This is a genomic window from Rhodoferax sp. GW821-FHT10B06, from assembly GCF_059415605.1.
In genome coordinates, this window is record NZ_JBWKNO010000032.1 from 1 (window position 1) to 12,219 (window position 12,219).

10 protein-coding genes are annotated in these 12,219 nt (G+C 59.9%); 6 read left to right on the plus strand and 4 right to left on the minus strand.

The window, feature by feature from the left end; translation table 11 throughout:
* On the minus strand, positions 1-438 hold a 438-nt coding region (locus tag AC07O2_RS25805; protein ID WP_495234970.1), incomplete at its 3' end, for a LysE family translocator.
* 237 nt (positions 439-675) lie between these two features.
* Here AC07O2_RS25805 and AC07O2_RS25810 point away from each other — a divergent pair.
* Complete coding sequence (locus tag AC07O2_RS25810; protein WP_495234971.1) at positions 676-1,296, plus strand: response regulator transcription factor; 621 nt, start codon at positions 676-678, stop codon at positions 1,294-1,296.
* Positions 1,297-1,419: 123 nt separating this feature from the next.
* A complete protein-coding gene (locus AC07O2_RS25815; RefSeq protein ID WP_495234972.1) occupies positions 1,420-2,718 on the plus strand; it encodes an MFS family transporter in 1,299 nt (432 codons plus the stop codon).
* Between the two features lie 124 nt (positions 2,719-2,842).
* Here AC07O2_RS25815 and AC07O2_RS25820 read toward each other — a convergent pair whose 3' ends face one another.
* From AC07O2_RS25820 to AC07O2_RS25830, 3 genes are read right to left on the minus strand one after another with little or no spacing between them, the layout of a single operon-like run.
* Entirely contained in the window at positions 2,843-5,257 is a 2,415-nt protein-coding gene (locus tag AC07O2_RS25820) for a hypothetical protein (RefSeq protein WP_495234973.1), read from the minus strand.
* Positions 5,254-6,159 (minus strand): hypothetical protein, encoded by a 906-nt coding sequence (locus AC07O2_RS25825; RefSeq protein ID WP_495234974.1) that lies wholly within the window; start codon positions 6,157-6,159, stop codon positions 5,254-5,256. The genes AC07O2_RS25820 and AC07O2_RS25825 overlap by 4 nt, the downstream gene beginning before the upstream one ends.
* 25 nt (positions 6,160-6,184) lie before the next feature.
* Positions 6,185-7,114, minus strand: a complete 930-nt coding sequence (locus tag AC07O2_RS25830) for a LysR family transcriptional regulator (protein ID WP_495234975.1) — start codon at positions 7,112-7,114, stop codon at positions 6,185-6,187.
* A gap of 90 nt (positions 7,115-7,204) precedes the next feature.
* Between AC07O2_RS25830 and AC07O2_RS25835 the strand changes: the two genes are divergently transcribed.
* The 4 genes from AC07O2_RS25835 to AC07O2_RS25850 all read left to right on the plus strand — a co-directional run bounded on the left by AC07O2_RS25835 (position 7,205) and on the right by AC07O2_RS25850 (position 11,957).
* Positions 7,205-7,849: an NAD(P)-dependent oxidoreductase gene (locus AC07O2_RS25835; protein WP_495234976.1), complete on the plus strand. Its 645-nt coding sequence runs from the start codon at positions 7,205-7,207 to the stop codon at positions 7,847-7,849.
* Positions 7,850-8,058: 209 nt separating this feature from the next.
* Positions 8,059-9,012: an ABC transporter substrate-binding protein gene (locus tag AC07O2_RS25840; protein ID WP_495099066.1), complete on the plus strand. Its 954-nt coding sequence runs from the start codon at positions 8,059-8,061 to the stop codon at positions 9,010-9,012.
* 35 nt (positions 9,013-9,047) lie between these two features.
* Positions 9,048-11,423 carry a putative bifunctional diguanylate cyclase/phosphodiesterase gene (locus AC07O2_RS25845; RefSeq protein WP_495234977.1) on the plus strand — a complete coding sequence of 792 codons (2,376 nt, stop codon included), beginning with the start codon at positions 9,048-9,050 and terminating at the stop codon, positions 11,421-11,423.
* Between the two features lie 45 nt (positions 11,424-11,468).
* A complete protein-coding gene (locus AC07O2_RS25850) occupies positions 11,469-11,957 on the plus strand; it encodes a hypothetical protein (protein ID WP_495103323.1) in 489 nt (162 codons plus the stop codon).
* Positions 11,958-12,219: the final 262 nt, after the last annotated feature.

The following is a 12,219-nucleotide window of genomic DNA, read 5'->3' on the forward strand; positions in this document are numbered from 1 at the left end:
CATACGGCCTTGCTTTCCCTGGCTTGTTGTGTCATCTGCCTTCGTAGACTTTCCCCGTTTTGTTAGCCGCTCTAAATTGGTGATGAACCCCATCGTGAAAAGTTTTTTAGGGCTGTCCTTGGGCAAATTACGCACTTCAAACGGCGAGCGTCCGCCGGGCTTAACAGCTTGCCAAGCCAGATAGAACAGATAGGCCGCACCTCCGAGGCGCAGTACGTCATATGCGTACGGCACGGCCATCACCAAAGCAGTGATGCCAAATGCAGCGCATAGCATGTAGACAACGAACCCGAGTGCCACCCCGCCCAGAGAAATCAGTCCGGCCGTTCTCCCTTGACAAATCGAACGCGAAATGAGGTAGACCATGTTCGGCCCGGGTGTGAGCACCATGCCGAGCGAGACAAGGCCAAAGGCTAGCAAACTGGGGATTTCTGGCATGGGATCAGTCATGTAAATGGGAAATGAGCTCAAGCATATGCAAGCTGGGGACATCCGAATAGATACAGATCTATCCAGTTTTGAACGCTACAGCGAGCCGATTCCTTGTTTCAGATTGGCGACCGGCCGTGAACGGGTATCGTATCTACCTCATTCCCGTCAGATGCCTGTTGTGCAATGTCTGTGCGTTGGTCTCGGTTAGTCTCTGCGAACTCCGTTCCCTGTCTCCTGACCCCCATGAAGTCAAACCCTCTTCCCCTGAACCTGTACGTCGTCGACGACGACGAAGCGGTGCGCCGCTCGCTGGGCCTGTTGCTGCTGTCGCGTGGCCATGCGGTGCAGGCTTTTGCTTCTGGCGAGGCGTTTCTGGCTGGTGTCGACTCGCAGCGCCCGGGCTGCGCCATCCTCGATCTGCGGCTGGGCGGTATCAGCGGGCTGCAGGTGTTCGAGACGCTGCGTGCGCAGCAGAGCCCGCTGGTGGTGGTGTTTTTGTCCGGCCACGGCGATATCGCCATGGCGGTGGAGGCAGTGCAGCAGGGCGCTTTCGGCTGGCTGGAGAAGCCTTGCAACGACGAGCGGCTGCTGGCCAGCGTGGCCCAGGCCCTGCAGAAGGCCAGCACCATCGCTGCCGAGCAGCAAGCCCGGCAGGCCGCGCAGGCGCTGTGGAGCAAGCTGACGCCGCGCGAGATGCAGGTCGCGCGGCTGGTGGCCGAGGGCAAGCCGAACAAGCGCATCGCGCTGGACCTGGCGCCGCTGGAGCTGCGCACCGTGGAGACGCACCGCGCCCATGTGTTCGCCAAACTGGGCCTGTCGAACAGCCACGAGCTGGAGCGATTTTTGCGTGAGAATGCGCTCTAGCTATCCCTAGGTAATTACCCTTGCGTAAAGCTACGCAGACAACTGGGCGGATTGCTACGGACGACAGAAGCACGGCATTGCAAGACACTGCCGACTACAAGTTCATTGAGACAAGGACACCCCATGACTGCCGTACTGCCTCTCCCCTACACCTTTGAAGAAAAGCGCAAACGCATCTTCGCCATCGTTGCCGCATCGTCGGGCAATCTGGTGGAGTGGTTTGACTTCTACATCTACGCCTTCTGCGCCATCTACTTTGCGCCGGCGTTCTTCCCCAAGTCGGACCCTACGGCCCAGTTGCTGAACACGGCCGGCGTGTTTGCCGCGGGCTTTTTGATGCGGCCCATCGGCGGTTGGATCTTCGGTCGTCTGGCCGATCGCAAGGGGCGCAAGACCTCGATGGTGGTGTCGGTGATGATGATGTGCGGCGGCTCGTTGCTGATTGCCTGCCTGCCCACCTATGCCAGCATTGGGGCGCTGGCTCCGGTGTTGTTGCTGACGGCGCGCCTGTTGCAGGGCCTGTCGGTGGGCGGCGAATACGGCACCACCGCCACCTATATGAGCGAGGTGGCGATGCGCGGTCAGCGCGGCTTTTACTCATCTTTCCAGTACGTCACGCTGATCGGCGGCCAGCTGCTGGCGGTGCTGGTGGTCGTGGTGTTGCAGCAGTTGCTGGACGAGGCTGAGCTGAAGAGCTGGGGCTGGCGTATTCCCTTCGTACTTGGCGCGTTGACCGCTGTGGTCGCGCTGATGCTGCGCCGCACGCTGCATGAAACCACCACCGCGCAGACGCGCAGTTCCAAAGCTGCTGGCAGCGTGGCCGAGCTACTGAAAAACCATAAGCGTGCTTTGTTGGTGGTGCTGGGCTATACCGCCGGCGGCTCGCTGATCTTCTATACCTTCACCACCTACATGCAGAAGTACCTGGTGAACTCGGCCGGCATGTCGATCAAGACCGCCAGCAACGTGATGACCGCCTGCCTGTTCCTCTATATGTGCATGCAGCCGCTGTTCGGTGCCCTGTCGGACCGCATTGGCCGGCGCAACAACATGCTGCTGTTCGGTGCGCTGGGCACGCTGATGACGGTGCCCATCCTCACCACGCTGCAGAGCGTGACCAGCCCGCTGCTGGCCGGGGTGTTGATCACCGTCGCGCTGGCCGTGGTCAGCTTCTATACCTCGGTAGGCGGCATCGTGAAGGCCGAGATGTTCCCGCCCGAAGTGCGTGCGCTGGGAGTCGGCCTGTCGTATGCGGTGGGCAACGCCATCTTTGGCGGCAGCGCCGAGTACGTGGCGCTGGGCCTGAAGTCGATGGGCCACGAGTCCTACTTTTACTGGTACGTCACGGGGATGATGGTTCTGGCCTTCGCCGTCAGCCTGCTGCTGCCGCGCCAGGCGACGTACCTGCACGACGACCATTGAAGCCAAAACAGGCTGCAGCGCAGTTAATACCTGCGCTGGCTGCTATCAAAAATATTGCATCACTGTGCTTGATAGCGCACAGAAGCTTCGGTGTTGTGCGAGAGGGTTGCTGCTCTGATGGAGACTATCTGTACCAGACAGGTGTTTTTTCAGCCCACTCGCTATTGTCAAAGCGCCGGTGCAACGCGTTGAAGGCTTTGCGGGAGATGCTGCCATTGTCAGGTCCGATGCATCCGCCGCGCGTGGACTGTACGGTTACATATAAAAGCCAGGGAAGGTCTGGGTCATCCGGTTTGAGTCGAAGGCGCTCTAGCACGTGTGCTCCCACTACGCTGGTAGCGGCTGGGATTTTTTGTAACTCTGCTATTTCATGTTGCAGAGCTGCGGCACTACCTACTAAATGACTAGGACCATTGGGTTCACGTAAAGGCGCAGACTTTGGATTGCTTTGCGGACCTGTTAAGTTGCACCAAGCGCTGGCGGTGGTATTTTCGCGGGTTGGCATCGAATTGTTTGGCCAAGGCGATGACGTAATGACGGGTGACAGATTGCCGGTCAACGATGCCATTACGAGGAGGTGTCGTCGTGAGTGTGCGTCTTTGGCCAAGGTGTAGTTTTTTGCCAGTCCGCTGAGTTCCGGTAGTAATTTTGTGCTGTATTGTGCGGCGGCAATTGCTAAAGCGGGTTGATTCAACAAGTCAGCGCGCCACCAAACGGCAATTGCAAGGTGTATACGCAGGGGGAGCGGTAAAACGGTGGACTTACTGAACTTCAGCAGGTCCACCATCGGCAATCCGGTATTGAGCCAGGTGTCGCCGTCGGTGTCGAGTTGTGTTGGAGACTCGTTCGTCGCGGGTGTAGTTCGGATCTGCTGAGTATCTGGGTCGCTTCGCGAAGTGTTCCTGCGTAGGAGAAAGCGCGCCGCATCGTCCAGCCCAGTGGCCAAGGCAAAGCGTTCGCGGCGCAGCAGGTTGATGGCGCTGGTACTGCGAAGTGGCTGGGCTAGCAATGCATCGACCCGTGCGCGTGCCGCGTCGTTTTGCCCAGCCATACGTAGCAAGCGCACCATGTGGTATTGCACCGTAAGGTACTCGGGGGCGTTTTCAGTAACACTGTCTCCGGCTTGCAGTAGTTCAGGCGTGGGGGCATCTGCCGTGGCTAGCACGGCTGTGAGCCATGCTGCGGTTTCGGCTTGTCCGGCTTTGCGGGCGGCCTGCCAACGCTTCACTGCATGCTCGTATTCGCTGGCACAGCTCAGGTCCTTGTTATCCCGCAACGAACCTTCGCAGCCTTGCAATGTGCGCATCCAGTCAAAGTAGGTATGACGGGAGCGCATGCTCTCCACCGGAAAATCCGGACCATCGATTAAGTCATTGGCCAGTCGACGCCAGTCACCCAGCGTGTCGTCAATGTAGGGGTCTGCCTGTACGTTATCCAATTGCTCGCTGAGCTGCGTAAAACGCTGTAGGGGCGTGAGTCGAATAGCGGCGCTGCGTAGCGTGGCACGTACGTCTTCGTGTATGGGTTGCAATGTCGGTTGGGCCAGGATGCGCTCACCTTGGGAGGTGAGTCTTTCCAATTGCGTTTTTTGCCAATCCATTCGGCGTTGCAAGAAAACCGCCTGCGCGATCTCTCTTTGCTCCGGTGTATTTGTGCTAATTAGAAGCTTACGCAGTTGCTGGTCCCATTCGGGGGCCAGGCTGATACTACGCAGCCGGGTGCGTAGTGCCAGATACTCACCCCACATTTGCATAGGATGCCCAGCCGTATTTCCAATAGCGTGAAAAAGCTGTTCAGCTTGTTTGAACTGGCTGTTATAGAAATAACTTGCAGCAATTTGGTAGTCCCGCCACTGTCTCCAGACCAGCGGTTCTGTAGCTGGCAAAGGATTTGGTATCTCGGGGGATGGTGGAGATGGCTTTCCAAACGGAGTTCTGGCGCCTTTTACATAGCCGCAGAATTCAAATACCGCATCTTGTGCTTCGATCCAGGCTTGCAGCCTTATGGATGTGGCATCCGTGCGGGCTTGTAGTGCTTTCAGATTGCGGGTCGCTGTAGCCCAGGCTGCATCCGGGCAGTTGCGATAGCTGAGCCATGATTCACCTTGCTGGTTTCGCCAAATCGTTGGTTCCACACGCGGCGGGCTGGATACGATGGTGCTACGGGCATTCAGCCACTGATTGGTGCTCAGGGATGCATCATCAGTAGAGATGTATGAGTCCTGCACGTTGTTGCAGCAGGCTTTTTCTAGGGGGGACGGGGGTTTTTTGCCAAGAGGGGGGGCGGTGCTTTGGGGAGTTGCTTTGCCCAGAACCATGGCCCTCCAGGCCGGATATAAAAAGATGCGAGGATAGGTGTTTAGCACAATGCCTACTTCGCCTGAGCCGTAGGCGTCTAACGGAATATCAGGCTGCGTGCGGGAAACAAAATCATCTACGGGGCCTTCACCGCCGCCACTGGCCTGTGCCCCAGTCAGTAGACCGAGCTGCAGCGCTGCTGCAATGAGTATCAGCCTCACCAAGGTGGTTGCATATGTCATGGTGAGAACTCTTTCCAGCCTTTGTAGTCAAACCAATAGCGACGAGCATATCGCCCAGAAACATTATTCAATTGAGGTTCTTGCCGTGCCAGCCCTATAGCGCCACTGCTACAGCGGGCGTGCAACATAGCTGGTGTGTTTTGCAACAACGTCCGCAACCGGCTGGCATCGCGCCCCATACGGAAAAACATAGGCACTACTTCGTCTGCGTCCAATGTGCCTAGCCACGCACCGCCTTGGCACCACCACGCTAATACCGTTACGCTGAGGCGAATCCGCTCGGGTAGTCGCTGCCGAATACTGTGCACCAACCGGAGGTAAGCCTCACGTCCACTGGGACGGGCTTCAAAGTCCAATTGAACCCAGCCGGAGGTAGAGCGCAACGCGGCAGCCAATACTTTGTCTCGGATCGCGTCGTTGAATGCGCCTGGTTCTAGAGGCGGCTCCAGCAGGCTGTATTCCACGTGCACTACCGGGGTCACGCGTGTGAATGGAAATATCGGGGGACTTTGTAATCGGGGGCGTTGGCGCAAAACATTGCCACGCAGTTCAAGGTTGTCTACCAGCAGGGCTACTTCCGCTGCTTGCGCGTGGGTAGACCAATTGCGGTCCCATATCCAAGGAATATCCACTGCGGCTGTCGTGGCATACGCACTGGCTGGTAGATATATCGCTGCGATCCAACCACGCCAATATCCGCTCACTGTATGTCCTTGCCGGTTCGTTAAATACCTCTTTAGTATCGTCTGTCGTCGTACTGATTCATGCTTTTCGTTGTTATCGATGGCTAGCGCTGACGAGACTGAATTACTTTTGCAGTCAGCCTGCTGCTGCCAGGCCAAGCCACGTATCTGCACGACGATCATTGAGAACGAAAAGTGCCGCTGGCGCAGGTAATACATGTGCAGGCTGCTATCAAAATAGGAATTAGTCTTCCACCACACCCGGGTACACCCGGTCAAAGTAGGTGGCCAGCAGGTCCAGCGTGTGCCGCACCTTAGCGGGCTGGGCATCGCGCCTTGGGGTGACGGCGTAGACCGGCATGGGGCTTTGCCGCCACTGCGGCAGCACAGGCACCAGCCGGCCGTCGGCCAGGGCCTGGAAGTCTTCCTGCCGCACGGCCACGCAAATGCCCCAGCCCTCCACGCACATTGCGTGCAAGGCCGATACCTGGCTGGCCTGCACCCGGCCGCGCAGCTGCACCGTGCAGTGCTCGCCTTTCAGTCCGTTCAGCCCGTGCAGCTCCAGCGTGTCGAAAGTGGTGTTGTCGGATGCGCTGCCCAGCCATACATGCTGTGGCAAATCCTGCGGATGGCCTGGCCAGCCGTGTTCGGCCAGGTAGGCTGGGGCGGCGCAGAGCTGGCGTTCCATGCTGCCCAGCTTGCGTGCTACCAGGCTGGAGCTGGGCATGGCGCCCACGCGCAGCGCAATGTCTACCCGGGCTTCGATCAGGTCGATCACGGTGTCGTCCAGCAGCAGGTTTAGCGTCAGCTTGGGGTGGCCGCGCAGCGGCGCCAGCGCGCTGGCCAGCAGGCTGGCAAAGCCTATGGGGGCGGCCAGGCGCAGCTCGCCCTCGGGTTCGTCGCGTAGCCGGGCCAGGGCCGATTCGGCCGATCGCGCGGCCGCCACCATGGCTGCACAGCCCACGTGGTAGCGGGCCCCCGCCTCGGTCAAGGTCAGCTTGCGGGTGGAGCGGTGCAGCAGGGCCAGGCCCAGGGCTTTTTCAAGTTGGCGCAGATGCTGGCTGACGGCCGAGGGCGTCATGTCCAGCTGCCGGGCGGCCGCGGTGAGCGAGCCGCTGGCCACCACCTCGGCAAAGATGGCCATGCGTTTGAGTTGGTCTGTGCTGTTATTCATAAGCTGTACTTCAGAGTATTAGCGAATTTAGCCCTCTATTCACGCACGTGTGAAGAAATCACACTAGACCCTTTCCAATAGGAGCTTGATATGAAGATTGCATTGATTGGTGGCACCGGATTTGTTGGCAGCGCCGTGTTGACCGAGTTGCTCAGCCGTGGCCACCAGGTGATTGCGTTGGCACGCAACCCTGGCAAGTTCAGCCCCCAGCCCGGCCTGACCGTGGTGCCCGCCGATGTGCTGGACCCGGCCCAGGTGGCCAAGGCCGTGGCCGGTGTGGATGCCGTCATCAGCGCCTACAACCCCGGCTGGACCGAGCCGCAGATCCATGACCTGTTCCTGCAGGGCAGCCAGGCGATTCTGGACGGTGTGAAGCAGGCTGGCGGCAAGCGCGTGCTGGTAGTGGGTGGTGCGGGCAGCTTGTTTGTGGCGCCCGGCTTGCAGTTGGTGGACACGCCACAGTTCCCCGCCGAATGGAAGCAGGGCGCGCTGGCGGCCCGCGAGCTGTTGAACCGCATCAAGCTGGAAACGACGCTGGACTGGACCTTCCTGTCGCCCCCCATCCTGCTGGCGCCCGGCGAGCGCACCGGCAAGTACCGTGTGGGTGCCGACACGCCGCTGCCCGGCGTGGGTGACGCACCTTCGGGTATTTCGGCTGCCGACTTGGCCGTGGCCATGGTGGACGAGATCGAGACGCCCAAGCATGTGCAAAAGCGCTTCACGGTTGCCAACTGAGTAGCCAGCAGTTTTTAGTGAAATTTGGCACTGGCGCAGGTAGTACCTGCGCTGGTTGCTATTAAATCAGGAGTTTCGGCTAGCGCTTGCCAGAGCTTGCTGGTGGCCGCGCAACAAGGGTATGCCCGTTTCGCTTGTATGCAGGGATAGCGTATCTTGTTACCTATAGCATGTGTCGCTATGGCGTAAGAACTCAAGCTGGAACGCATATGAAATCCCTACTCATCCTGCTATGGGCCTGCTGCGCAATGGGTCTGCCTGCTGCGCAGCCGGCGGTGAAAGATGTGCACCTGGTCTTCATCCCCAAGGCCAGTGACCAGGTTTTTTGGGATGTGATGCGCACCGGCGTGGACAAGGCGGTGCAAGAGGACGGGCATATCCAGCTGACCTGGCGCGGGCCTGCACACAATGACGACATCGATTCGCAGATCAAGATACTGCAGCTCTACAGCAAGTCCGGGGTGGACGCCATCCTGATTGCTGCCACCGACAGGGCGCGCCTGGTGGCGCCGGTGCGGCGTGCAGTGGCCATGGGCATCCCGGTAGTGGCCGTCGATTCGGGGCTGGACGGCAACCAGCACAGCAATTTTGTGACCTCCAACAACTATGCCGGCGGCCAGCTGGCGGCCAAGTCCCTGGCCGATCTGCTGGATAAAAAAGGCCGGGTCGTGGTGTTGCGCACGGTAGCGGGTAGCGCATCCACGGATGACCGGGCCAAGGGTTTCCTGGATTACATGAAGGCCAATGCGCCAGCGATCACCGTGGTGGCGGACGTGTACGGTGGCGGCTCGACGGGCCGGTCACGGCAGAGTGCGGTCGCCTTGCTGGGGGGGCACCAACCCCTGGACGGGGTTTTCGCGGTGAATGAAACTTCGACCGATGGCATGCTGCGGGCGTTGCGCGACACGGGGCAGGCCGGCAAGTTGCGTTTCGTCGGGTTTGACGCGACCGATTTTCTGCTGGAGGGGCTGAAGAAGCAGGAGATCAGCGGCCTGGTGATCCAAAACCCTGCGCAAATGGGCTACAAGGGCGTGCAGGCGGCGGTCGCTGCGGCCAGGGGCCAGGCCCTCAAAGAGGCCACCATCTTCACCGACACCACTCTGGTGACGCGTGCAAATTTCCAGAATCCTGAAATCCAAAAAATGATGTGTAGCAAATGCTAAGCACGTAAACACCTTCCGCAGTTAATCTTTGGTCCATGCATTTCTTGCAACCCACCAAGCAACGCTTGCCTCCGTTGAAAACCCGGGACAGGTTGCGCAGCCTGAGCGTGGGCATTGTGATTGCCATGGCGGCGGGGCTGTTTGTGCCTGCCCTGATTGGCGTGATGACGCTCACGGATTTGCGCCAGGCACAGATCAACAAGGAGCTGGAGCGCTACCTGGACGACAAGATTTTGCTGCTGTCCAACAGCCTGTCGGCACCGGTATGGAACTACAACACCGCCAGCGTGAGCACCATTGGGCATGCCACCTTGCTGGACCCTCAGGTGGTGCGCATCGTCATCCGTGATTCCGACAAGGTGCCCATGCTGACGCTGGAGCAGCCCGAGCGGCGGCGGGGCAGCTCGCGGGTGGTCCAGTGGCCACTGACATTCCAGGAAGCGGGCAATAGCCGCCAGGAGGTTGCAGGTTTTATTGAGATGGAAGTCGATAACAGCCTGAAGCAGCTGGAGTTTGAAAGCGACCGCCGGGCCTATTCCTTCATTTTGTTGGGCCAGTTCGTGCTGTCGCTGGGCTTTATCCTGCTGGCGCTGCATGTGCGCGTATTGCGGCCCTTGAACCAGTTGGCCTTGTTTTCCAACCGACTGGCCGGCGGCGATTTTGACCAGGCTGTGGGCTGGCAACGGCAGGATGAAATAGGCCGGCTGGCGATGCAGATGGACCATATGCGCAGCGACCTGAAGGCCGCGTTTGCCGAACAGCAGGTGATACTGGGCAATGTGCCGGTAGGCGTTGTGTTTGTGCGCGACGGGGTGGTCCATCTGGCCAACCACTATGCCCAGGACATTTTTGGCTATAGCCAGTCGGACATGGCGGGCTTGTCCGCCGCATTGCTGTATCCGCCCGGCGCGTCCTCCAGCGCGCCGGAGCATGGACCTTCCGACGATGTGCTGTTCTTGCAGCGCCAGGACGGTTCGCAGTTCTGGGCCCATCTGCGTAGCCGCAGCCTGTACCCCGAAGCACCACAAGCCGGGTCCATCTGGGTCATTGAAGACTTTACCGAGCGCAAGGCCATCGAAGACGAGGTCAAGAGCCTGGCCTTTTACGACCCCCTGACTCAGTTGCCGAACCGGCGCCTGCTGCTGGACCGGCTGAAGCAGGCACTGATGGCTAGCATGCGCAGCGGCAGCCTGGGGGCCTTGCTGTTCATAGACCTGGACCACTTCAAGACCCTGAACGACACGCTGGGCCATGACAAGGGCGACCTGCTGCTGCAACAGGTCGCCCGGCGCCTGACAAGTTGCGTGCGCGAGGGAGACACCGTGGCGCGCTTCGGCGGCGACGAGTTCGTGGTCATCCTGGAGGGCCTGGGCGGCCATGTCGACGAGGCCGCCGCCCACTGCCGGGCTGTGGGCGGGAAGATATTCGACGTGCTGAACCAGCCCTATGTACTGGACGGCCATGAGCGCCGTAGCTCGCCCAGTATCGGCATTGCCTTGTTCGATGGACGACACAACGCCGTGGAGGAATTGCTCAAACAGGCGGACCTGGCCATGTACCAGGCCAAGACCTCGGGTCGCAATACCTTGCGCTTTTTTGATGCCGCCATGCAGGCAGTGGTGACCTTGCGCGCGGCGCTGGAGGCGGACCTGCGCGAAGCCCTGCTGCAGCAGCAGTTCAGCCTGTACTACCAGCCGCAGGTGCTGGGTACAGGGCGGGTCACCGGGGCCGAGGCCCTGCTGCGCTGGCAACATCCGCTGCGCGGTATGGTGAGCCCGTCCGAGTTCATTCCGTTGGCCGAGGAAACCGATCTCATCGTGCCGTTGGGCCAGTGGGTGCTGGAGACGGCCTGCCAGCAGCTGGTGGCCTGGGCGCAGCTGCCCAGCACGGCCGGCTTGTCGATTGCGGTGAATGTCAGTGCCCGGCAAATGCAGCGCGATGACTTTGTGGAGCAGGTGCTGGCGGCCGTGCGCCGTACCGGCGCCCAACCGCAGCGCCTCAAGCTGGAGCTGACCGAGAGCCTGCTGGTGAACGATGTGGAAACCACCATCGCCAAAATGGATGCGCTGAAGGCCGAGGGCGTGGGCTTTTCGCTGGACGATTTCGGCACGGGCTATTCATCACTGACCTATCTGAAGCGCCTGCCGCTGGACCAGCTGAAGATCGACCAGGGCTTCATCAAAGACATTCTGGAAGACCCGAACGACGCGGCCATAGCCAAGATGATCATCGCATTGGCGGCCACTCTGGGGCTGGCGGTGATCGCCGAAGGTGTGGAGCGCGAGGAACAACGCCTGTTTTTGGCCCGCAACGGCTGCGATGCCTACCAGGGCTATCTGATGAGCCGCCCGCTGCCGATCGCTGAATTTGAGGCCATGTTGGAGCGCAGTCTTCGCGTCATGCCCGAGTAACAAATACTTGCTCCAATCGCTCTTTGTCTTCAACGGGCGGACACCATGGGGCTTCAAAAAACCGATAAGGCGCGTGCCGAACTGCAACCCGGATGCCGCAGTCTGGGCCAGCGGGAGCGTGCACTGCTGTTGCTGGCAGATGGGCGCAAGACCGTGCAGGAGGTGGCCGCGTATTTTGGCCACGAGGGCAAACAGCTGGTGTTGCAGCTCTTGCGCGACGGGTATCTGAGCCAGGACGTATCGGCTGTTGCCGCGGCGGTTCAATCCACGGCGGTAGATCCGTTTGACGGCAAGCGATCGCTGGCCACGACCCGTATGTTTCTGTTCGATATTTGCGAGCGCATGTTTGCCAAACGTGACCCGGCCCAGGCAGAGTTCTTTCGTGAGGCCTTGCGCAAGGCTCGCGATCGCGCATCCATGCTGGAAGTAGGCCGCGCGATGCTGGACGAGGTGGAAAACACCGCTGGCGCCGAGCGCGCCGACTCCATCCGCGAGCGCATCGCCATGCTGCTGCCGGAGGAGCTGGCAGTCTGAGAGGGTGTTGGAGTTGGGCCTGGCGTAGATACGCGGTGGCTGGGTATCCACCCCCAGCGCGTGCATACCCATACTTTGTGTGCCCACACCCGGGTGCGATGAGTGCGTGCCAATAGAAATTGGGCGACGCCCTTGGCAGTCCAACAGGTTTTCTCTTGAACCTGCTTCGCAGCCGCGCTGTTCATACTAAGAGCGGCTAACAAAAGCGTGTCATCGTCAAATGCACATCGTGCGTTTGACGCGGGATGGGAAAGAACAGAAA